Source organism: Spirulina sp. CCNP1310 (assembly GCF_034932185.1).
Lineage (GTDB): Bacteria > Cyanobacteriota > Cyanobacteriia > Cyanobacteriales > Spirulinaceae > Spirulina.
In genome coordinates this window covers 68,236-91,215 of sequence record NZ_JAYGHW010000004.1, presented here as the reverse complement: position 1 = coordinate 91,215, position 22,980 = coordinate 68,236, and the positions used below count along the sequence as shown (strand labels likewise).

20 protein-coding genes and 1 pseudogene are annotated in these 22,980 nt (G+C 51.4%); 10 read left to right on the top strand and 11 right to left on the bottom strand.

The window, feature by feature from the left end:
• Positions 1-4: 4 nt before the first annotated feature.
• From VB712_RS02225 to VB712_RS02215, 3 genes are read right to left on the bottom strand one after another with little or no spacing between them, the layout of a single operon-like run.
• A complete protein-coding gene (locus VB712_RS02225) occupies positions 5-418 on the bottom strand; it encodes a PIN domain-containing protein (protein WP_323251684.1) in 414 nt (137 codons plus the stop codon).
• Positions 415-615, bottom strand: a complete 201-nt coding sequence (locus tag VB712_RS02220; protein ID WP_323251682.1) for a type II toxin-antitoxin system VapB family antitoxin — start codon at positions 613-615, stop codon at positions 415-417. Before VB712_RS02220 ends, VB712_RS02225 begins: the two co-directional genes overlap by 4 nt.
• Before the next feature lie 33 nt (positions 616-648).
• Positions 649-3,918 (bottom strand): tetratricopeptide repeat protein, encoded by a 3,270-nt coding sequence (locus tag VB712_RS02215; RefSeq protein WP_323251680.1) that lies wholly within the window; start codon positions 3,916-3,918, stop codon positions 649-651.
• Positions 3,919-4,137: 219 nt separating this feature from the next.
• Between VB712_RS02215 and VB712_RS02210 the strand changes: the two genes are divergently transcribed.
• A complete protein-coding gene (locus VB712_RS02210) occupies positions 4,138-4,917 on the top strand; it encodes a Tab2 family RNA-binding protein (protein WP_323251678.1) in 780 nt (259 codons plus the stop codon).
• 148 nt (positions 4,918-5,065) lie between these two features.
• Here the strand turns inward: VB712_RS02210 and VB712_RS02205 are convergent, their stop codons facing one another.
• Positions 5,066-5,230 carry a hypothetical protein gene (locus tag VB712_RS02205; RefSeq protein ID WP_323251676.1) on the bottom strand — a complete coding sequence of 55 codons (165 nt, stop codon included), beginning with the start codon at positions 5,228-5,230 and terminating at the stop codon, positions 5,066-5,068.
• Between the two features lie 298 nt (positions 5,231-5,528).
• On the opposite strand from VB712_RS02205, the gene infC reads away from it, so the two are divergent.
• Positions 5,529-5,996 (top strand): translation initiation factor IF-3, encoded by a 468-nt coding sequence (infC, locus tag VB712_RS02200; protein ID WP_323251674.1) that lies wholly within the window; start codon positions 5,529-5,531, stop codon positions 5,994-5,996.
• On the opposite strand, the gene VB712_RS02195 is transcribed toward infC, so the two are convergent.
• Complete coding sequence (locus tag VB712_RS02195; protein WP_323251672.1) at positions 5,993-6,505, bottom strand: DUF2062 domain-containing protein; 513 nt, start codon at positions 6,503-6,505, stop codon at positions 5,993-5,995. The two genes, infC and VB712_RS02195, sit on opposite strands and share 4 nt — an antisense overlap.
• A 300-nt stretch (positions 6,506-6,805) precedes the next feature.
• On the opposite strand from VB712_RS02195, the gene VB712_RS02190 reads away from it, so the two are divergent.
• On the top strand, positions 6,806-7,555 hold the full coding sequence (locus VB712_RS02190; protein ID WP_323251670.1) for a metal ABC transporter ATP-binding protein: 750 nt from the start codon (positions 6,806-6,808) through the stop codon (positions 7,553-7,555).
• A gap of 69 nt (positions 7,556-7,624) precedes the next feature.
• Here the strand turns inward: VB712_RS02190 and VB712_RS02185 are convergent, their stop codons facing one another.
• Positions 7,625-8,071 (bottom strand): NfeD family protein, encoded by a 447-nt coding sequence (locus tag VB712_RS02185; protein ID WP_323251668.1) that lies wholly within the window; start codon positions 8,069-8,071, stop codon positions 7,625-7,627.
• A gap of 169 nt (positions 8,072-8,240) precedes the next feature.
• Here VB712_RS02185 and VB712_RS02180 point away from each other — a divergent pair, with 169 nt between their 5' ends.
• Genes VB712_RS02180 through VB712_RS02165 form a run of 4 tightly spaced genes read left to right on the top strand, consistent with a single transcriptional unit; the run spans position 8,241 to position 11,851 of the window.
• Positions 8,241-8,711 (top strand): hydrogenase maturation protease, encoded by a 471-nt coding sequence (locus VB712_RS02180; RefSeq protein WP_323251667.1) that lies wholly within the window; start codon positions 8,241-8,243, stop codon positions 8,709-8,711.
• Complete coding sequence (hypA, locus tag VB712_RS02175) at positions 8,693-9,034, top strand: hydrogenase maturation nickel metallochaperone HypA (RefSeq protein WP_323251665.1); 342 nt, start codon at positions 8,693-8,695, stop codon at positions 9,032-9,034. Before VB712_RS02180 ends, hypA begins: the two co-directional genes overlap by 19 nt.
• 3 nt (positions 9,035-9,037) lie before the next feature.
• Complete coding sequence (gene hypB / locus VB712_RS02170; RefSeq protein ID WP_323251664.1) at positions 9,038-9,850, top strand: hydrogenase nickel incorporation protein HypB; 813 nt, start codon at positions 9,038-9,040, stop codon at positions 9,848-9,850.
• Between the two features lie 60 nt (positions 9,851-9,910).
• Entirely contained in the window at positions 9,911-11,851 is a 1,941-nt protein-coding gene (locus VB712_RS02165; protein WP_323251661.1) for an AarF/ABC1/UbiB kinase family protein, read from the top strand.
• Positions 11,852-11,903: 52 nt separating this feature from the next.
• Here VB712_RS02165 and VB712_RS02160 read toward each other — a convergent pair.
• The 4 genes and pseudogenes from VB712_RS02160 to bioB all read right to left on the bottom strand — a co-directional run bounded on the left by VB712_RS02160 (position 11,904) and on the right by bioB (position 16,938).
• A pseudogene (locus VB712_RS02160) lies at positions 11,904-12,125 on the bottom strand (hypothetical protein).
• A gap of 76 nt (positions 12,126-12,201) precedes the next feature.
• Positions 12,202-15,111 (bottom strand): hypothetical protein, encoded by a 2,910-nt coding sequence (locus VB712_RS02155; RefSeq protein WP_323251658.1) that lies wholly within the window; start codon positions 15,109-15,111, stop codon positions 12,202-12,204.
• A gap of 59 nt (positions 15,112-15,170) precedes the next feature.
• A complete protein-coding gene (locus VB712_RS02150; RefSeq protein WP_323251656.1) occupies positions 15,171-15,749 on the bottom strand; it encodes a biotin transporter BioY in 579 nt (192 codons plus the stop codon).
• 76 nt (positions 15,750-15,825) lie between these two features.
• Positions 15,826-16,938 (bottom strand): biotin synthase BioB, encoded by a 1,113-nt coding sequence (gene bioB, locus VB712_RS02145; protein ID WP_416236226.1) that lies wholly within the window; start codon positions 16,936-16,938, stop codon positions 15,826-15,828.
• A 182-nt stretch (positions 16,939-17,120) separates the two neighbouring features.
• Between bioB and VB712_RS02140 the strand changes: the two genes are divergently transcribed.
• Positions 17,121-18,140 (top strand): hypothetical protein, encoded by a 1,020-nt coding sequence (locus tag VB712_RS02140; protein WP_323251652.1) that lies wholly within the window; start codon positions 17,121-17,123, stop codon positions 18,138-18,140.
• 32 nt (positions 18,141-18,172) lie between these two features.
• Positions 18,173-20,449, top strand: a complete 2,277-nt coding sequence (locus VB712_RS02135) for a CHASE2 domain-containing protein (protein ID WP_323251650.1) — start codon at positions 18,173-18,175, stop codon at positions 20,447-20,449.
• On the opposite strand, the gene VB712_RS02130 is transcribed toward VB712_RS02135, so the two are convergent.
• On the bottom strand, positions 20,364-21,809 hold the full coding sequence (locus VB712_RS02130) for a GTP-binding protein (RefSeq protein ID WP_323251648.1): 1,446 nt from the start codon (positions 21,807-21,809) through the stop codon (positions 20,364-20,366). The two genes, VB712_RS02135 and VB712_RS02130, sit on opposite strands and share 86 nt — an antisense overlap.
• 91 nt (positions 21,810-21,900) lie before the next feature.
• On the opposite strand from VB712_RS02130, the gene VB712_RS02125 reads away from it, so the two are divergent.
• On the top strand, positions 21,901-22,461 hold the full coding sequence (locus tag VB712_RS02125) for a GNAT family N-acetyltransferase (protein ID WP_323251646.1): 561 nt from the start codon (positions 21,901-21,903) through the stop codon (positions 22,459-22,461).
• Positions 22,462-22,980 lie beyond the last annotated feature (519 nt).

Below are 22,980 nucleotides of genomic sequence, written 5' to 3'. Positions count from 1 at the left end.
TTAACTATGGTTCGGTGAGGTCATATTTGATGATGCCAATATGATTACTGAATTGCTCAAAGTCACGATCAACTGTGAAAATCTGAAAGTTATTAGCTTGAGCAACAGCACAAATCAGGAAATCCGTATTTGAGCCTTGAATGCCATTTTTACGGCAAATATTGAACAATTTTGCGGCATTTTCATGATCCTTTATTGTCACAGGAAAATCTGAAAAAGCGCGTAAATAATCGCGGAGTTTGAGGAATGGGTTATCCTGGCGAATACCAGAGAGAATTTCCTGACGAATTACGCCAAGCATGACGACTTGGTTATTGCGAATTAGTGTTTCTATTTGACGCTTAATAATTATGTTGGTCTCACTAGACTGACGACGCAGAGCTAATGACCAAATACAGGTATCAACAATAACATTCATGATATCTTGCGCTGCTGTTTGTAGTCATAGTCTGGGTCGTAGTCAATGGTATCGAAAAGTTCGATGATTTGCAGTTGTCGGCGGCGTTGGATGTATTCTTGGAGGGCGGTTTTAATGATGTCTTCGGTGGTTTGGTTGTCGCTGAGGGCGAGGGCTTCAGCGAGTAGGGTTTCATCAATGTTGAGGGTGTTTTGCATGGGGTTTGGAATTAAAAATGTGAGTTTTAGGGGTTAAACAGGACGGCGGAGGATGCGCCACAGGGTCAGCAGCACGATCCAGATGAAGGCAAGGGGAAAGGCCAATGCACCTAGAATACAGAGGAGAATGAATTGGGCTGTGCCTTTTTCTTTTTCTGTTTGGACAAATGTGATCAGGCGTTTGAGCCATTGGGGATAGGGTAGGGAATTTAAAGAAAGATTTTTGTCGTTTTTTGTGATATCCAAAATGACAGCAAAGATTTTTTTGAATTTCCAGCTTTTTAGATAAAGAGGGAAAAGCTTTAAAAGTAATTTCATTTCTCGTGAGCTATTTTTGATCTGCTGTGTAATGGCTAGAGATTTTTCGTGGTAGTAAATAGCTTGATTGAAATCTCTCAAGGAATTGTAGGCATAACCTAGATTTTCCAAAGCAAGCATTTCCCCTTTCTTGTATTTTATTTTTTTAGAAATAGACAATTGCTTTTTATAGTAATCAATGGATTTCTGGAATTCTTCTAATAAGTAATAATCATCTCCCAAACAACCCAAAGCAGTGACTTGCCCCTGATAATACTTAATTGTTTCAGCGATTTCGAGAGATATTTTATGGTGTTCAATAGCTTTTGTTTGATCACCAAAACTACTATATATATTGCCTATATTACCTATAGAAATAGATTCTCCTTGTTTATTTTTAAGTTGACGATCTATAGATAAAGATTGTATCCAATAGTCAAGAGCTTTTTCTAATTCTCCTAATTGATAATAATTATTTCCCAAGTTATTCAGAGCATCTGCTTCTCCTTGCCTATCTTTAATTTTTTGAGCAAGCTTTAAGTGCTGTTCATGAAGATCAATTGCTTTGTGTAGTTTACCCAAAGTATAGTAAGCATTTCCTGTATTTCCTAAAGCGGCAGATTCTCCTCGCTCATCATTGAGTTCGCGAGCAATTAACAAAGACTTTTTGTGGTAGTCAATTGCTTTTTCATAATTGCCTAATGAATCATATGAATTACCCAAATCACTCAGGGAATTAGCCTCACCTAATTTGTTCCCGGTTTGGCGTTTAATTTCCAAAGAGAATTCTTGATATTTTATAGATTGTGTGTAATTTCCTAAAGAATCATAGGCATGACCTAAATAATCGAGAGATAATGTATAACGCAAGTGGATGTGATCGCACCACACCTCAATCAATGGTTCATAAAGCGCGATCCGTTCCTGTTGAAAACCTCGCAAATCAAGAAAATCATCGACCGATTCTCGTTGGCTTTTACCGTCATAAATCAAATCAAAGGCTTGCTCATATTCCCCAAGCTCAAAATGATGATGAAAGAGTTCTAAATACGCCTGCACATCTGCCAATTCTCGTTCTCGATCTGCCTCAAACACATCCCAAGGATAGGGCTTTTTCCGAGCGTCGTAATAGTCAACCGCCCAACGATGTAACGGCGCAAGATCATCAACTTGGCTCAACAAATACGATCGCACAAACGGCAACACCGTCACCCCCTCACCCCCCTGATCCATCAATAACCCCCGATTTACCAACCCCCAAAACAAACCCGACTCCGCCGCCGTCACCACATCCTCCCCAAACGACCCCCGCAACACCGCCAACCGCGTCAACACCTCCCGCTCCCGTGGCGATAACCGCTCAAAATTGGCCGCCAACACCGCCGTTAACTGCACCCGTTGATTCCGATGCTGCCCCGCCAACCGCGACAACAGATCGCCAAACTCCGGACTTTGCAACTCCTCAATCGACTTCTGCCGCTGCCGCGACCCCTGACTATTCAATAACCCCGCCGTGAGCGTCAACGTCAACGGATGCCCATCCACCAACTCCGAAAACTCCTCTAATTTGCCCGGCTCCTGCTCCGTAATCCGCAACGCCGCCAACAACTTCGCCCCCTCCTCCGACTCCAACCCCGACAACACACACCAAGCCGGACAGACTTGATCAATCTCCGGCTCCTGCTGAGACGTAATCAACACCTCACTACGTCGCCCCCCATTCGCCCACCGCTGCAAAAACGTGACGTATTCCGGTTGATCCAGCACCGATTCCAAATTATCCAACACCAATAAAAACCGCTCATTTTGCAACAGCGCGATCAATTCATCCGTTAATTGCTCCGATGACATCCGCTCCAACACATCACGGGGAATCTCCCCCCACTTGTCCAACAGCGATCGCGCCACCCCATCAAACCGAGGCGCAAACCCCAAATCAAACCACCCTTTCCCCACAAAATCGGCGCGATCCTCAAACACCTTCACCGCCAGCGTTGATTTACCCATCCCCGCCATCGCAATCAACCCGGAGAGTTTCGTATTTTCATCATCTAGCCAAGCGTTAAGCTGCGCTTGTTCTGCGTCCCGTCCCTGCCAATGGGTAGCCTTGGGGCGCGGTTCGTTTTGGATGATTGGGGGGCGCGGTGCGGGTTGAGGTTGTTGGGCGATCGCCTCTAAAATTCGTTCCGTTGACGCATCAATTTTGTCAATGATCAGGGTTTGACCCGCCTTTAAATCGGCTAGATCGCGGCCAATTTGTGCCGCAATTGCTTGTAAAAAAACCGTCTGATTTTGGTGCAGGGCCTCATATCGCGCCTGAATCTGATCCACCAAATCCTGCGAAATGCTACCATTTCCCGCCGACTGTAACCCCTGCACCGTCTTTAAAATTTCCCCCAACATCGAAAGCGTCATCCCTGCGAACGCCTTCCCCCCCGTTTCAAAATCCGCCTTCAACACCTCCCGCAACGCAAACGCAAAAGTATTTTGTAAATGGGCAGCCAAATCCCTCACTGTGTCCCGCTTGAGTTCAATATCAACCGATGGACAAAAATATTGAGTAATCGCTGTTTCCCATTCTGAGACAGCTAAAAGACCCCGCTGGGCCTCAGGATCGGTAAGCCATGCCGTCAGTTGTGCCTCTTGAATTTCTTTCAGTAACGTCTGCTCTGTAACAAGCGGCTTGACAAATGACGGCCAAATTTCCGGTAAATCCTTCCCTAATTTTTGGAGTGCCTTGTTCTCAATCTCCTCAAGGTGATCTTGAGCAAACCCCAAAATGCTACGACCAATCGCCCTCCCCACCGCCTTCGTTAAATCGTGATTGCTCAGATCATCCCCACTCCGACGGAGGCGATCAAGCAAACCCCCCAACTCATTTGCGGCAACCCCGCCCGTGACGCTACTCCCCGCCGCCGCCAAAATCGGCACAATCCCCGGCGCACCGCCGCACAACAAACCCGCCACCGTCAACCCACCAAACACCGCCAACCGCTGTAACGACATCGCTTTTATCCCCAACCAGCCATCCTTTTATGATAGCCAAGGGACAGAACCTTTCTTCTCTACAAGATAAGAAACCGGGTTTTTGTGCGAGTCCAGGCAGAAACGAGGGAAGAGCGCAACCCGGTTTCTAGTTGTTGTCAGGGGAAACGAGGGAATAGCGGCAACCCAGTTTCTAGCAGTTTTCAGTTATGCTCAAAACTGCCCCTTGAGGATTGAACAATGCTTGATAATTGGCAAGGAGACCTCTACCGCCACCCCACAGAACAAAACCGTTGGTATTTTTGCCTCTGTAACGCCACCGGCACGATCGCAATTGACGCAACCATTGAACAGAGCGCCTTAAATGCCCCTTGGCTCACCGCCCAACTCCAACAGGCAGACATCACCGGAACCCTCGCCCTCTTTCGCCCCGAAGCCCTCGGCCTCCTCACCACCGCGGCCCAACCCCTCAACCTGAACGTCATCCCCACCCGCCACACCCCCGCCATCAAAGCCCACCTCGCCCAACGCTTTGGCCCCAGCCTCCTCCAAATCCCCTCCCCACCCCCCCAAGCCATCCCCGAACAACTCTGGGGCGAACAATGGCGGTTTGCCTCCTTCCCCGCCGGAGATTGGGAACTGTGGCGCGATCGCCCCATTCCCTACCGACACATTGCCCGCGATCCCCTCGCCCAAGGATTGAGCATCACCACCCCCATCCCTGGAGTTGTGGTTTATGGGGGGAGGCGATCGCGCTCCCTCGCCCAATGGCTCGATCAAGTCCAACCCTTCGCCCTCCACTACATCCCCACGGAAGTCGGGGAATCAGGGGGATTGATTTTAGAGGCAGGATTGAGCGATCGCTTTGTCTTCGTCACCTTTGCCGATGGGGAAATGGCCCAAGGAGCCGCCCACTACGAGCAGCAACGCCAAACCAGCCACGGCCTCCATTTCCTATTAATCCAACCCGACGATTCCGCCATCACCTTCACCGGCTTCTGGCTCCTTGCGGATCACTGAAAACCAAACCCCCCCTTTTTCAAGGGGGGCAGGGGGGATCTCTCTTCGCACTGAGGCTCACGATCCCCCCGGCTACGCCGACCCCCTTAATAAGGGGGTTAAATGCAAAACCCCCCCTTTTTCAAGGGGGGGCAGGGGGGGATCTCTTCTAGTTCATCCCTAAATACTCGGCTTCCGCTTCTAGTTTGCGCACCAAATCGTCATTCCCGGAAGAACGGGCAGCTTCGAGGCGACGCTGTAAGCTCTTGCGGAGATTGTCGCGGTGGTTGGCGGCGGTGTTTTGGAGGATTTCTTTGCGGGATTGGTTTAACATAATAAACTCCTTCGATGCTTTGGGAATGGTTTTATCTCTTCAGCCATGTTCTCAAGATATCACTTCGCCCCATCTCAAAAACCCATTTGTTACAAAAAAGGTAGCAATTGTTACAGAACTTCCCAAGGCTCCCCACTGCTAAGGGGAGGGCGATCGCCCTAAACTTTAAAAAAATATGAATATTTAGGCATGATCTGACGCTGGATAGAGATCGATGGGGAAAGACTGCGTTACGCTAGGGATAAATTCCCCTTATTTTTTCATTTGGAGACTTAGGACTATCGCTATAAAACAACCCATGAACCATCAGATCAGATCCACCCATGTGCTGCTGATCGACCATGAAAACAATAACCGGGGCCTAACGGAAACCAGTGAGGCCCTTCTCCTCGCCAAGCAAGTGGGTCTTGATCTCGTCGTCGTTTCCGATAGTAAAGAAGCTCCCGTCGCCAAGCTTTTGGACTATGGCAAACATCAATACCAACAGAAAAAACGCCAGCGCCAATCCTCAAAGCCCACCCTCAAAGAGGTGAAACTGCGCCCCAATGTGGGGGATTCTGACTATACCGTGCGCATTGACCGGGCGATTAAATGGTTAGAGCAGGGCAATCCCGTTAAGTTTCAAGTCCGCCTCCGGGGTCGGGAACACCAACACCGCGATCGCGCCGCGCAACTCCTAGAACGGGTCGTGGCGGATTTAGGCAAAGCCGCCACCGTCCAAACCTTTGACCGCCGCAGCTTGATCCTGCAACTGACCCCCGCTTAACGGCGGGAACGACAACGACGATGATGACGGAGCCGGCGCAACCGATACAGTGCCGGAACCGTCAAGCTGTAGGTGAGCATCGCTACAATACTCCCCACCACAAAACAGCCCAGCCCCAACGTTAGGGCAAACTTGCCCCCTAAATAAAACAGGTCTGAAGATGTCCAATCCACATCAGTAAGGTCGATATCTTGGAAGCGGAGCAGGATTTGGCCGACGTGGAAGTTAAAGGCATAGATGGGTACATAGGTGAAGGGATTACTCACCCAAGTTGTGGCCATCGCTACCAAGCGATTGCCCCGTACTAGAGTGGCTGTCATCACTGCTAGCACCATTTGTAACCCGAAAAAGGGGAAGAACCCCCAAAATACACCCACTGTGGCCCCACGGGCGATCGCCTCTGGGCTATCCTGGAGGCGCAACAGTCGATAGTAGTAATAATGAATGTGTCTCGACCACCACCGATGGCGGGAGCGGCCTTCAGGCTGTTTAGGAATCGTTTTGATCACATTTCAGAAGCCTTGGGATTCCCCTTATTTTATCGTGCTTCCAACCAAACCCACGGCCTGAGGGTATAGGGAGATCAAGATCACCCCTTCAATTTTGTTTATTGAGTTTGTGAGCCTTGACCATTCCTTGATGTAGGGGCGAAAAATTTTTGTGCCTCCGGCAGGTTTACGCCAACGCCCCCACGCTGCTCTGTTCTCCGCCTCAATTCTGGATCAATGTCCTCGGTGCGATCGCACCAAGCTTTATCATATTGTTTTCATTTTTTGTTAGGCTAGGGTTGGAATCCCACCCGCCAAGCCATGAGCGATCGCACCCTCTCCATCCAACACCTCGCCGTTCGTTACCGCACCGTTGAAGCGCTGCGGGATATTAGCTTAGAGATTTTTCCCAGCCGCGTCACCGGCATTATTGGCCCCAATGGAGCCGGTAAAAGTAGCCTGATTAAAGCCATGCTCGGCCTCATCCCCCACACCACCGGCCAGATTGACTACAACGGCCGCCCCCTCCAGCAACAATTGGCGCAAGTCGCCTACGTCCCCCAACGCAGCCAAATCGATTGGACTTATCCCGTCACCGTGTGGGATGTGGTGTTAATGGGACGGGTGCGGCAAACGGGTTGGGGGCGACGCTTTTCCCCCAGGAGTCGCCAAGCGGCCCGAGCCGCCCTAGAACGGGTGGGGATGGGGGACTATGGCGATCGCCCCCTTGGGCAACTCTCCGGCGGTCAACAGCAACGGGTGTTTTTAGCCCGCTCCCTCGCCCAAGAGGCAGCAATTTTCTGTTTTGATGAACCCTTTGTCGGCGTGGATCAAAAAACTGAGGCGATTATTTTCACAATTTTCCAAGAATTGGCCAACGCCGGTAAAACCGTATTAGTGGTTAACCACGATTTAGGGGAATCCATCACCCATTTTCAAGATTTAATCGTCCTCAATCGGGAACTCATTGCGGCGGGGCCGCGCCCGATGGTTTTTGAGGAAAACATCCTCAAGCGGGCCTATGGTGGGCCAGTGGCTTTTTTCCAAGGCGAAGCACCCTTAGCCGCCTAAGTTCCTCCTCCGATGGCTCGGCCGAACGTCCTCACCGCCAACCTGGGGGCGAAACATTGTCGCCCCTCCTTAGGGATCGAGCTTGGGGGTGACAATCAGCGTGTTCCCCTCCTGAGCGAGAACGTAGAGGGTCTGTTGGGGAGCAATGGCCCCACTCCCTGGCTCACAACGTGCTGGCCAAGATACCCCCTCATAGAGCACCCGCCCCAGTTCACCGGGCTGAAAGGCCGTTAAGCTGACCGCCTCAGTGGTGACAATTTCCCGATAGCCTGTTCTGGGAAACAACATCGGGCGGATCCAAATCACCGACACCATGGAGAGGGTCATCCAATACAAAATTTGTAACTGGGGCTGATCGATAAAAAAGCTATAGCGCCAGACAAAGAAGAAAATAATCAAGGCCAGCAGACCGGGAAAGAGAGCCGCAAAACGCAATTGTGGTTTCGTCGGCAGAATGAATTCTAGGGCGCAGAGGGTTAAGCCCACCAGTAGCCAGATCCAGGTTGCAACGGTCATTGTCAAAATTCCCATCGTGAACAGTAAAGATACTCTTCCCACAAGTTGCTGAGGCGCAATTCCATAAATGTGCGGTTGCCATCCATCCCAAGGTTAAAGAGATTCTAAGGAATTGGGATAAGGATGCAATTCCCTTTTAGGCTAGAACTAGCTTAGTTTGTTGCACCACATGACCCGATTGCTGATTGGTTATGGAAATACGCTCCGTTGTGATGATGGGGTGGGTCAGGCCATCGCCCAAACCGTGGCGGATTGGCAGATCCCCCACCTACAGGTTGAAGCCTGTCATCAACTCACGCCGGAACTGGCCCTGACGTTGGCCCTCGTTGAACGGGTATGGTTCATTGATGCCTATGCTGTGCCGGAACCTGCCCTCCACCATCCCGTGATCATTCAACCGATTCAAGCCGATGACCACCTCACCCCCCTCGGCCATCACCTTACGCCGCCGCTGTTGTTAAGCTTGACGAAACAACTCTATGGCCGGATACCGGAAGCCTCCTGGTTGTTGATCCCGGCTGGTGATTTTAGCTTTGGGGAGCATTTTTCGGCGATGACACAGCAGGCTATGGAGGAGGCGATCGCCTGGCTTGAAACCACCCTCACCCCCCAGGCAACCCCATGCACGAACTCAGCTTAATGGCGGAAACCCTGGCCATTGCCCTCCGCAATGCTGAGGCTCAAAATGCCCGGCAGATTCACCGCTTAACGATGGCGATCGGGGCCGCTTCTGGGGTTGTCCCCGATGCTTTGCATTTTGCCTTTGATGTGGCCATCCAGGGGACGATCGCCGCAAATGCGGAGTTGGCGATCGAAACGATCCCCGTCACCTGCCAATGCCCTCAATGCCAGACCCAATTTTCCCCCCCAGATTGGATCTATGAATGCCCCACCTGTCAAACCCTCGTCAGTCAAACCCTCACCGGGCGCGAAATTCAACTCAAATCTTTGGAGGTCTCTTAAATCATGTGTGGAACCTGCGGCTGCGTTAGCGAAAACGGTGTTACGATCCTCACGCCGGATCACACCCATCACCATGATCATCAGGATCACGGCCAAAACCCGAAGCATTCCCATGGCCATCGTCACCGCCATGATCACAACCCTGAGCATTCCCAACCCCGTACCCTCAATCTCACCCAATCCGTCCTTGCCAAAAACGATCGCCTTGCTGAACGCAATCGCGGCTATTTTCTCGCCAAAAACCTGTTGGTGTTGAATGTGATTTCCTCCCCCGGTTCAGGCAAAACCACATTGCTACAGGCCACTGCCCAAAATGTGGGGCTAGCCTGTGGCGTAGTCGTTGGGGATCTCGAAACCGATAACGATGCCCAACGGTTCCGCGCTGGGGGGATTCCCAGTATTCAAATCACGACGGGAACCCTCTGCCATTTAGAGGCCGATATGGTGTTAACCGCCGCCCAACATTTAGATCTCGATGGGCTACAACTGCTGATCATTGAAAACGTCGGCAATCTCGTCTGTCCCGCCGCCTATGATCTGGGGGAAACGCTGCGGGTGGTGTTGCTCTCGACAACGGAAGGGGAGGATAAGCCCTTGAAATATCCGACGCTGTTTAAATCGGCGGATGTGGTGTTGCTCACGAAGTTAGATATTGCCGAAGCTGTGGGGTTTGATCAGGCTATGGCTCTCGCCAATGTGCAAGCCATTAACCCGACAGCGACGATTTTCCCCGTATCGGCGAAAACTGGGGTCGGGATGGTGGATTGGTATGCCTATTTGCAAAACCAGCGGGTGGGGATCGGGGATCTCGCCTGAGGGGAGGGGGAGGGAATTGTTACAATATATTGCAAGTTCCTAATCCGCACCCCAGATCCCATGGCCGAGGCTTCTCTCTCTCCTTTCCAGAAACAATTCACCGTTCCCAGCGACGCTGACCCGATGCAGCGGGAAATTGGCCATTATGATCCCGATGGGATCATGAGCTTTTATCGTCGTCGTCCCTTCCAGGTTTTGGGCCGTTTGCTGGACATCATTATTCCCTTTCTCTGGTTTGGTTGGCGGCTCTGGTGGGATAAATTGACTGGATCGGCGGTGCGGAACCGGCAACGGCGGGCGGTGCATCTCCGGGAAATTATTACTCAACTGGGGCCCACCTATATCAAGGTGGGGCAGGCTTTATCCACCCGCCCTGATCTGGTTCCCGCCTACTATATGGAGGAGTTGGCGAAACTTCAGGATCAACTGCCCCCCTTTGATAATGCGATCGCCTTTCGGTTTATTGAAGAGGAATTAGGCGATCGCCCCGAAGCCATCTATGCGGAACTCTCCGCCAACCCCGTCGCCGCCGCCTCCCTCGGCCAAGTCTACAAAGGCAAACTCAAAACCGGGGAAACCGTCGCCGTCAAAGTCCAACGCCCCGACCTGATTCGCCGCATTACCCTCGATGTCTACATCATGCGGAGTCTTTCCCTGTGGGCGCAGGCCAATATTAAGCGGATTCGCAGTGATTTAATCGCGATTACCGATGAATTTGCCGGGCGCATTTTTGAAGAAATGGACTATAGCCAAGAGGGGCGCAACGCTGAAGAATTCGCCCAACTCTATAGTTATCTCCCGGAAATTTATATTCCCTGCATCTATTGGGACTACACCGGCCGCCGCGTCCTCACCATGGAATGGATCGAAGGCACAAAACTCACGAACCTTCCCGCCGTCCAAGCTCAGGGGATTAATGCCACCCATTTAGTGGAAGTAGGCGTAGCCTGCTCCCTGCGGCAACTCCTCGAACATGGCTTTTTCCACGCCGATCCCCACCCCGGCAACCTCCTGGCCACCCCCGACGGCAAGCTCGCCTATCTGGATTTTGGCATGATGAGCCGGATTCAACCCTATCAACGCTACGGCCTCATTGAAGCAGTGGTGCATTTGGTGAATCGGGATTTTGAAGCCCTCGCCCAAGATTATATTCATCTGGATTTCCTCACACCGGATACCGATGTTACCCCGATTATTCCGGCTTTAGCCAATGTGTTTGGCAATGCTTTAGGGGCCAGTGTGGCGGAGTTAAATTTTAAAAGCATCACCGATCAAATGTCGGAAATGATGTATGAGTTTCCCTTTCGTGTGCCGGCCTACTATGCTTTAATTATTCGCTCCTTGGTAACATTGGAAGGGTTAGCGATTAGTATTGAGCCAGAGTTTAAGGTACTCAGTAAAGCCTATCCCTATATTGCCAAGCGATTACTCACGGATCCTGCTCCCCAACTGCGGGCTTCCCTCAAGGATTTACTGTTTAAAGATGGGAGTTTTCGCTGGAATCGCTTAGAAAATTTGCTGCGCAATGCCCGCAGTTCTGCGGATTATGATTTTGAAAAGGTGTTAACCCAAACCTTAGATTTTCTCTTTTCTGAACGGGGGGCCTTTATTCGCGAGCGGCTAGCGGAGGAAATTATTCAATCTGTGGATCTTTACGGGCGACGGACGCTGTTTAATTTTTCAGCATTGCTACGGCAACAAATCGGTTTAGAGCCGATGGCAATGCCGCCGGAGCTAAATGGCAAAAGCACGAATAATTTCGACCATTTAAAAAATATTTGGGAAATTCTCCAGGAAACCCAAGGGTTTGACCCGATGGCGGTGCTGCCCCTATTGCCGGATTTACTGGCGAAACAGGAGATGCAGGAAATGGGCTACCGCATTGCCAATGGTTTGGTGGAGCGAGTGGCGGCGCGGTTAATTCGTCAGTTGTTGTTGGAGGATTTACCGGAAACGGTGCAGCCAGTGGTGAAGCCCTCCCTCCCCGCTGCTCAAGTTTAATATGGAATCCGGGAATGGATAGGCGTGGGGGCGAAAAATTTTTCGCCCCTACTCAGAATTCTGCATGATCTTGAGTAGGGGTAGATTGTAAAACTTTTAACATCGTATCTGCTGCTTCGTTTGCACCATAGGGCGACCACACGGGATAAGCCTGTTCTGGTTTAATGAGGTCGGTTTCCTGTTGAGCAATTTCAGAGAGCGGAAGTTGCATGAACTAAAACTTGTCTGAACGACTCAACTCTCTCAAGGTTGAGATCAATTCTGATGAAACCATATCGCACTCCAATTAATCCAAAATCCAAGAAAACCGGGGAGGGCGAAAAATTTTTCGCCCCTACGGGGATTGCTGATTATTCCAGTTTTAAATCCCAACGAATTTGCGCTTTTTCTGCGAGATGGACGGAAACCTGTTGCGCTCCGTAGCGGTTGAGATGGCTGGGGTCGGAGAAGAAATCATATTCCGTTTGCCACCGTTGGGATAAATTGCGGAACGTGAACCGGGAGCGACGGGCCATGTCCCGCATATAGCTGACGAATTCCGCTTCATGTTCGCCGCGAATCGGGTCTAAATAGTCTTGGGTGAGGGGGAGATTGATAAACACCAGATCCACCCGTTGGCGGTTGAGATAGCGCAATAATTGCTGAAGGGCTTCGTCCTGTTGGCCGGTGAGGTCGAAATTAAAGTAGTCGTTGTCATACGCACCGCTCACCCTGGGATGACGACGGTAATAGGTATCGGGGTCGAAGCGGAGATCGAGGGCGAGGAAGCCATCGGCATCAATGGGTTCTTGGCTGTTGATCAGGAGACTGTCGGGATCATCGGGATCGATGCCCTCCATGAGGCTGACGGGTTCGGTGAATTGGGCGCGGAGCCAAGCTTGGAGGCGATCGCGCTCTCCATGGAGCACAAGCCGTGATCCCACCAGATCTTGCAGGTCTTGATTTAAACCCTGATAACCAGCCCCTAGGGATTTTTGGAGGTTAGCCCAGGAAAGATTCGGGCGAATTTCCGCCGGTTCTGAATTGCTTTGTTGGGCTTGGGGGGGGAATTGCCCCTGCTCAATTTGTTGATAGCCTTCGGAGGCGGCGATCGCCTCAAAGGTACTATCCGGGCGACCGCTATTAAAGGCCCGCGCCCCATCGGCCCAAAGGATAATCTTCGGCAACTGCTCCGGTGTGAGGATCTGCCGCAATAGCACATCCACCACCTGCACTGTTGCCCCATTAATGCCAAAGTTGAAAATATCGGGCGATCGCTCTGCCCCGTAGCGGCTCCCTAGCAATTCACTTAAAACACTGGGATCAATGCCCCGCATTGCCCGCGAACTGCCCACAATTAAAATATCCGGCGGCCCCGAACGCTTCACCCGCTCCTGATAGAGGGCGAGTTTTTCATTGAGGAGGCGATTGTTAAAGTCGGGGTTTTTGGCCCGGGCGGCGGCGAGAATGGCCGCACTCACCGCACTTTTACCCGTACCCCGGCTGAGATCCGTTTCCAAAGAGAGGGAGACCTCTGCCTCCTCCTCCTCATCTAAAACTTCCCAGGTTTGTAACTGTTGCCCTAGCCAAGCGTCGATCTGCATCATCAACACAAACCCCACCAACGTCCAGGCGATCGCCCCCCGCCAACCCTGCTGCCCCTGCCATCGGGAGGGGGTCGTCGGTTGCCAGGCCGCATCGGGGCGCGTCCCGAAAATCCCCGTTTGGCAAAAAGCCTGTTGGAGGCGCGACTCACTACAGCGTACCCATCGCCACAGATCCCAACGGGGAGAACACACCGCCAAAGGAGCCGTCGGTAAAGGTTCTAAGGCATTGAGCACCGTCACCACCGGCTCCGGTTCCGAAGCCAATTCGCCCAATCCAGGGGCTTCAAAATTAACCGCCACCGTCCAGAGGGGGGAAGATTGCCCTGCCCGTCGCCCATAAATGCGCACACTGGTAACATCCTGAATTTGCAATGCAGCGAGAAAAGGCTCCACCTTCCCCACCACCAAGGTTTGACGGGGACAAACCAGCGCTTCCGTCATCACATGGAGTACATGGTTACGAAAACAAAGTTTCACCCGAATCCCCCCAGTGGCCAGAAAGCCATCCATATCGGGGTTGAGGAGGCGTTGCAAGAGAAACGTTAAGGCGGTGGGGTGTTTGTGTTGGGCTAAGGTGTGGGGGGAGAGGGCGAGATCCGGCTGATGGGAGGCCGGGAGGGGCAGCCAATTCACCCAAGCGGGATCCGCTTGGAGATCCGTCAGATCCGGCGTGAGATCACTGTGGAGGAGCGTCAGTTTATGCTGTTGAATGCCGTAGATAGCTGCGGCTTTCAGGCCTTGGGGGCGCATTGTGCTCAGGCATTGGCTAATGCCTTTAATGGCAATATTGGCCGGCGGTGCGTCGGTGGAAAGGTGATCGTTGGGGTGGAGGATGCAGAAAATATGCAGTGTGGTTTCTTGGACGATCGCCCGCACCTGCAAGCCATCCCGGGCCACGGCTTGATTGAGCAGGCGATTGATCGCCAGTTCATCCCCCCATTTTGACCATTGCTCCAGGAGTTCTTTCGGATGGGTGAGATCCACTTGTAGCACCCAATCCGGGGCAGCTTCGCCGCTCACTTGGGAGCGGATCACGGCTTCGCGGAAGCCTTCAAGTTCTAGTTCCCGCAGTTGTTGGGCAATGGGTTCGGCAATCAGGGAAGCATCGGGGCTATAGTCGCAACTACAGATCACCCAGAGTCGCCGTTGGGGGGATTCTTCTTCCTCTGTTTCTTCCTCCAGTTGGGGCAATTTTTGCACCAACACTTTCACGCTCACGCCTAAATGGGAGAGGGATTCACTGAGGTAGCGGGCGATCGCATCCGGCGCACCACTGCGGGCCAAACTTTCATTGGAAACCAGCGCTACCCCTGGGGCCGTTGCTCCCCCTGAGGTGGAGGGGAGGTTAGACTGCAAATCTGCCAAGATAATCGATTCAATCCAAGCGGGGCGGTCTTGGCCCATTTTTCGCCCGTAGAGAATCAGCTTATAGAGGGGATCTTCTGTATTCCGAAAAAAGTGATAAAAGCTCTCGGTTTCTGTTTCTAAGGCCTGAAGTAAAGGGGGCAGAACGGCATCCAAACTGGGGGCAGTATTGCCTTCGAGGAGCACATGGAGATTATTGCCCCGTAGGCGAATACGAAGCCGGAAGTCGGGGGCTTGAATGGCATGATACAGCCATTGGGACAGGGAAGGTGGATTTTGTTTAACGGCAGGTGTTTGCAAATCCCACATGCGATCGCCATTGGTAAAGGAAAAAGATTAAAAACGCGAGGTATGGCTATCTTAACTGTTTAGTAGAACATAATGCGACGCAAAAGAAAGGCCAAAACACTCACGGCACAAATCAATGCCCCCTGAGGCAGGAGCAGGATCACGGAGTAACGGAAAATGCCTTGCAGGAGCGCTGCGCCCATTTCTAGGAGTTGGACTTGTTGGCTCAAGAGTTGGATCATCTGTAAGCCGATTTGATAAACAATGCCACAGAGATGGATCACGCCCAAACCCGCCAAGGCACTGAGGGCCAAACTTTCAAGCTGTACGGGCCGCCACCGAAACGCTAGCCGCCCACAGAGCCAACCGCCGGGAATAAACCCCAAGATATAGCCAAAGGCCGGTTCTTGGAGGTAATAGAGGCCGCCCCCATCGGTGAAAATCGCCAATCCCGATAACCCGAGGAGGACGTAGCTAATTTGCGAGAGCAGCGAGGCCTGCGCTCCCCCTAAACACCCAATCAGCAACACCGCCCCCACCTGCCAATTGACCTGAAGCGATCGCACCGTCCAATCCTGCCAACCCTCCGGCCAAAGGGTGTGGGCCTTCACCAATGTCCCCCCCACCATCAGCCCCAAGCCAATTAACCCCCACAACAACCGCTGAAGGGGAGAAATCGAGGGGGAGCGCCGCCTTTTCCGTTTGACCTTACCCTTGGGGGGGCTTGGCGGGCGTTTACGCTTGGGAGGGGGTTGGGTACTCACCGGGAATCGGAGCTTCGCCGCCATTGCGGCCGAGGGCAGTTAACATCGCATGGTCTTGTTCAGGGGGTTGGCCGAGGGTGGTGAGGTAATGGCCGATCAGCATGGCGTTAATGCCGGCCTTTAACCCTAGGGCTTGCAATTCCCCCATCACGGTTTCCCGGCCGCCCGCATAGCGGAGGATCTGTTGGGGCAGGATCAGGCGGATGATGGCGATCGCCTTCACCGCTTCGTAGGGATTAAGGGGGTTCTGGGTTTCCAGAGGTGTGCCGCTGCGAGGGTTGAGCAGATTCAACGGCACAGATTCCACCTCCAAATCCCGTAAAGCCAAGGCAAGATCCACCCGATCCTCCCAACTTTCCCCCAAGCCCAAAATCCCCCCAGAACAGGCTTGAATCCCGGCGGCTTTGAGGTTTTGGATCGTTTCAACGCGATCGCGCCAACTATGGGTTGTGACAATTTCCGGGAAAAAGGCCTCGGAGGCTTCGAGGTTATGGTTATAGCGAGTTACGCCTGCTGCTCGCAGTTGTTGGGCCTGTTCCGGCGTGACTTCCCCCAAAGCGCAACAGGGTTTAATCGCCGTGGTTTTGATGATTTCCTGTACCGTGGCGAGGATTTCGGCAAAATCGTTAGATTTACTATATTTGGGGCCGCGCCCTTGGCTCACTAAACAAAACCGTTTCGCCCCCGCCGCTGCCGCCGCCTGGGCCTGGGCGATAATTTCCGCCTGGGATTTCAGTCCATAAATGGGGGAATCTTCACCGGGATGGTGGGCGGATTGGGCGCAAAAGCCGCAATTTTCCGAACAGCCCCCGGATTTAACATTAACGATGCTACAGAGATCCACCGTATCCCCACAACAGGCTTGGCGCACCCGATCCGCCGCCGCCGCTAGGGTGAGAATATCCGCCTCTCCAGTGATGGTGGTGAGGGCGATCGCCTCGGAGCGGCTTAATTGTTCCCCAGCAATAATCCGCTCCGTCAACTGAGCGAGATGGGCTTCTAGGATTGTACTGGTGAGGGGGGTGAGGCTGGATTCTAGGACTGGAACCACGGTGTTTCTCGATAAGTAAGCATCAACAAAGATTCAGACTGTAATTCTATCATCCCCCGGCCAAGCCAACGCCCCCCCGCAATCCACCGCAACATTCCCCCAACGATGATTGTTGGTAGTACGGACTTTAGTCCGCCCTCTCAATATATTAGTTCTAATGCATTTTATTTTTACAAGCTGTATAACAGGTAAAAATCTGTATAACGGGTAATGTGATGGGTAAACCAATCAGTCTCTTTTCCGGATATTCTCAACGAGAGAACAGAACAACTAACTATTGCTTGCTTGTTCTCAAATTACTCTACGAAGAAAACCCTCGCTACTTAGCAGAAGTATTTAGCACGCTTTTGGGTGAGGATATTGGTGATCATGTTGGTGTTACATTTAGGCAACAGGAGAAGAAAAATTCAAGCGTTCCTGATGGGCTAATTGTCCAAAAATCACTGACAATTTTTCTAGAAACCAAGAATTTGGACTGGTTTTACGATGAACAATTGGAAAGACACTTAGCCGGGCTTGAGCAAAGCTCCCCTGGATTAAAGATGCTGATCGCTCTTGGGTCATTTGAAGATGGTGATAACTCACGATTTGCCCAAGTTGAAGCATTGTGTAAAGAAAAATATCATGGAGAAATTCGTTTCGCTGCCCTCACATTTGAGGACTTCATCGGAGCTTTGCAACTCCCACATCTCCCCAAAACCCTCGTCGATACGGTGTCAGAACTGCGGGCATACCTCGATGAAGAAGGACTGTTACCCTCATGGCGTGAGTTACTGGATGTCGTCAACTGTAAAAAAAGTTATGAAGAAATCCTGGCTACTCATGTCTATCTATGCCCCGCAAGAGGTGGAGCTTATTCCCATGCTCGTTGTGGTTTTTTTGGTATGTATCGAAACAAACGTGTAGATAGAATTGCAGATATTCTAGCGGTCGTAGATGTAGAATCCGAATCATCAGTAATAATGAAATGGAAGAACGATCAGAATCATAAAGACCAAACTCTAAAAAATACAGCTATTGAAAATGTGCGGCGACGGTGGACAAGTGATAATCCGGCAAGAGTCTTTCTCCTGGGTGAGTTTTTTGAAACTGAGTTCATCAAGGACAGTCGTAACGGTATGCAGGGCAGCAAGCAATATTTTAATGTGGCTCATCTCGGTGTTCAAACGGCACAAGACTTAGCCCAAGTACTCCAAGGAAAAACCTGGTCAAATTTTCAATCCAGTGACACCTAACGTATCCATTTAACCCTCCCAGCGTTCTCACCATGTCCTCCCCTTTTAGCCTTGCTACCCTTGGGCGCAAATTCCGCCGTAGCCTCACCCGCCCTTGGGGGCAAAACCTGATGATTACCGGCGGTGTGGCGGGAATCATTTTGTTGTTGCGGGGCGTGGGCTTGCTGCAATTGGGGGAATTAGTCACCTATGATTGGCTGATGCGATCGCGCCCCCCCCTCCCTCCTGATGATCGCATTGTCATCGTCACCTTTGATGAAGCGGAAATCCGCGCCCTCAATTGGCCCTTTTCCGATGCTGAAGTGGCCCAATTGCTGACGGTGATTAAAAATCAAAACCCTCAGGTGATTGGTTTGGATATCTATCGAGATGTGCCGGTTAAAGAAGGCTATGATCAACTCAAGGCTATTTTTAAATCCACCCCCCATTTAATCGGCATTCGTAAAGCTGTCCCTAAACTCGCCACCCTGGAAGATTTCGGTTCAGGGCGCACCATCGATCCGCCGCCCGATCTACCCTCGGAACAGGTGGGCTTTAATGATTTTCCCGATGATATTGATGGTTTAGTGCGGCGGTTGTTATTAACGGTTTATTTAGAAGAAACCGATGAAAGTTTGCTTTCCTTTAGCTTTCTCATTGCTTGGCAATATCTCAAAAATACCGCCGGTCTAGAGCCTCAAAATGGCCCCAATGACAGCATTCAATGGGGAGAAACGCTCTTTGCACCCGTGGAATCTTTTGATGGCGGTTATTATAATGCCGATACCCAAGGTTATAGTATCTTTTTAAACTATCGCGGCCCCGATCAAGGGGGAAGACCTGCGGAAGCATACGAATTTCAACGGGTTTCTTGGCAGGCGGTGGTTAAGGGTGAAATTGCTCCGGATTTGTTCCGCGATCGCATTGTCTTAATCGGTTCCGTTGCCCCCAGTTTGCAGGATTTTGTCCCCACCCCCTACCAAAATCCCCAACGAATGTCGGGGGTGGTGGCCCATGCCAATGCTATTAGTTTTTTAATGGATGCGGTTTTGGGAAAAAGGCAACCGATCCGCACCATTCCCGATCCTTTGGAATGGTTACTAATCCTCCTAGGGGCGGGGGTGGGGACGGTGGCGATTACCCATTGGCGGACGGTGGACGGCCTGACGCGGCCCGCGATCGCCCGAACGGTGGTGCAATTTAGCGGGGCGATCGCCCTCCTCATTTTCGGCAGTTATGGGGCGTTTTTGCTCAGTTGGTGGTTGCCGTTGTTGCCGGTGTTGTTAGCCTTGGTAAATGGGGCGGCCCTCAAGTTTGCGATTACGATGCTGATTTATCTGTTGAAATCCTATCGCCAAATTGAAGACTATGCCCGCACGTTGGAGTTAAAAGTAGCCGCCCGAACGGAGGAATTAAGTGAAGCTAATCAATCCCTGGATGAAAAAAATCACCAGTTAGAAACTACCCTCGAAAAACTCCAAACCGCCCAAGCCCAAATCATCGCCCAAGAACGGTTAGCCTCCCTCGGTTCCCTCACCGCTGGCGTAGCCCATGAAATCCGCAATCCCCTCAATTTTGTGATTAACTTTACGCGCATTTCTCAAGAATTAACGACGGAACTTTGGGATGAGTTGGGCGATCTACCCTTAGAGGGGGAAAGTCAAGAGGTGATTTGTGAGCTTGTGGATGAATTCACCGATAATCTCAAAACCATTCGCGACAATGGCCAACGCATTGAGCAAATTGTCGATAGTATGCTAGAGCATACCCGTGAAGGGGGAGGCCAGGCAGAAATGACGGATTTAAATCAATTAATTGTCAATGCGTTGGAGTTGGTGGAGCATAATTTACAGGTAAAAATGCCGGATTTAAAGTTAAATAAAATAATTAGTTTCGATGCTAATACTCCCACATTGCCCTTAGTCGCTAAGGACTTCACCAAAGCGATGATTAATCTTTTCACCAATGCTTTAGAAGCGATGGAGCGGCGGCGTAAAGCAGCGCTAGATCCCGATTATCAACCGCAATTATTAGTGAGTACTTGGCAAGGAGAGGGACGGATTGGGATCACGGTGCGGGATAATGGCGATGGGATTTTACCGGAACATCAGCCGAAGATTTTTGATCCTTTTTTCACAACAAAACCGACGGGAGAAGGGACGGGTTTAGGCTTATCTTTAGCCCATCAAACCCTTGTTTCTGTCCATCAGGGCAATATTATTGTCGAATCTGTGCCGGGGGAATTTACCGAGTTTCGCATTGATTTTGATCCCGCTGGCGGTGCGTCGTTGTTGGCTGGGCCGTCAGTTTCGCCGTCAATTCGTCTTTAATGCGGTGCAAAATTGATTGCTCATCTAAGGAAGTTAAAATATTTTGAATCACGGTTTTTGGCCCCTCTGGCCCCCAAGTTGCACCGTTAGCCAAATAGGTTTGGGTGATGCGGGCGATCGCCGTTGTCATCACTCCCGCCACCGCCCCCTGCGTCACCGCCACGGATACATAGGGCAACAAACTCGCCCCCCCCGTCAGGGGAGCCGTCACGCCTAGGAGGGTTTTCACGCCACTTAAGCCCAACGTCGTCAGCAGATCCGTTAAGGTAATCCCCCCCATCCCCCAAGCAATTTGCCGCAGGAGGGCGATCGCCGCCCCCTGGGTCATCGTTAAACCGTAAAGTTTGCCCAAGGAGAGGATCAGGGCCACATCAATGGTGGCTCCGGTGAGCAGGTCGAGAACCGTAACGGGGTTAAGGGCAATGGCCAGGGCTTTGGCCATCACCGCCCGCTGCGTCAAAGTTTCCGCCCCTTCGCGACGAATTGCCAGCTTCCGCTGTACCACCTGCTCATTAATTTCCGTGGCGTAGAGCATTGTATTCAAGGCCAGGAGAGATTTTCCTTCCCGATGGAGGAGATCGAGAATTTTCAGCTTCAGGGGGATGATCTGGGCCGCGCCCCGTTGCCGCTCTAGCGTGACTTTCCCCCCCCGCTCCACCTGCACCGCCACCAAAGGAGCCGCCGCCACCATCACCACTTCATCGGGGGAAATCAATTCCCGCACCCGCTGGTTACAAATGGTGTGATAAATGGCGAGGCGATCGGCTTCGGGGTATTGGTCAATTTTGTTAAACACCAACAGCATCGGCTTACCCACGTCCCGCAGTTGGGCAAGGGCGTTGTATTCCACCTGGGTCATATCGCCGGAGACGACGAAGAGGATCAGATCCGCTTGTTTGGCCACCTGTTGGGCCAGTTGTTCGCGGGTTTTGCCGTCGATTTCATCAATGCCGGGGGTGTCGATCAGTTGAATTTGGGCATTTTGGGCCGCAGGCAGGGCAAGGCGTTGGACTTGCAGATCATCGGTTTGGACTTGCCAATTGGCATTACCGATGGTGCGGGTCACGCCATGGAGGGGGCCAACCTCAAAGGCATTTTCTCCCAGGAGGGCATTGAGGACGGAGGATTTCCCCCGGCCCACCATGCCAAAAGCAGCGATCTGCACGACGGAATGGTCGAGTTTATCGAGGGTTTGGCTAAGGTGGGTGAGTTCGGTTTCTAAACCCTGTTGTTCTTGGGGGGTGAGGTCGAGGTGTTGAACCAGGTTACGGAGGGCATCTTGGGCTTGTTTGTAGTGGAGTTCCCCTTGGATGGCGGCGATATCGAGAAGGGTGGCATCAAAGTCATCGATGGGGGTCATGGTGGGGCTGGGTGTGGCGTGGCTCCATTTTAACCGTTGGGGATGGGTTGAGGCTTGGTTAGAATAACGCTGATGGTTTTGGGAAAAGGTGATGCAGTCCTATCAAGTTCGTTTTGCAAATGCTGATGATCTCCCTGGCATTTTGGCGATTCATAACCAAAATGCGCGGGTGGCTTGTGCAAGTTTTGAGCGGGGTTTTTTGCTGAAGCCGACAACGACTGAGGATCTGGAGGGGGCGATCGCCAAAGATACACAATTTTTTGTGGCGGTGGATGGGGCGGAAAAGCTGGCGGGGTTTGTACGGATTACTCAGCCCCGGATCTATGGGGGATTATTAGCCCATATCAATTGGGTTGACCCCCAATTTGCCCAGCTCGTCCAACAAGAAAATCACCGTTATATTCAAATTTTGGCAGTGGATCGGGGTTGTATGGGTCAGGGGGTAGCGCGATTGTTGTATGAATCAATTTATTCCCAATTTCCGGGGGTATTTTTGTCAGCATTTATTGTCTGGCAACCGATTCAAAATCACAGATCGCTCCGGTTCCATCTTGCCCAAGGGTTCAAGGAAATTGGTCGGTTGCGAACCGCGCAGTTTTTAGATTTAAAAGATTATGAGGCGATCGTGGTGGGTAAGGGGGTGGGTCAATAAGGCTTTCAGGAATCAAAAAATGAACCCACACTTAAGTTTATTTGTCAACCTGTAAAGCGTCATTTTATCCGATAGTTGCGAAATAACACCTGTAGTCGACGTTTCGGTGGATTATGCAGAAGTTCCAGGGGATACACTGGGTGAAGTTGGGAGAGAAATGGCAGATTAGTAATCTCAGTGAGGAGCGACGATTGATCATTCACCTGTTGGGACCACCGGTTGAGCGTTATTACCGATATTCCGCAAGTTGACAAATAAATTAAAGTATGCATTCATTTTTTGCTTGCTGAAAGCCTTGAAAAATGGCAGGTTTGGACTTTGGATGTTGCCGCTCAAATTATTACGGAACATTAAGCTACTCATTGAGTTTTCAAAATTGGCAAATCCCAGAAGTCTCTTCCCACAGGGCTTACAGCGATTGCATTTAGCAATGCATAGTAAAAACAAAATGTCAACCTGCGGAAAGTGAGTTATTACTATGCCCCTTTTAAGGCTCTTCTGGGTTCATGACTAAAATTG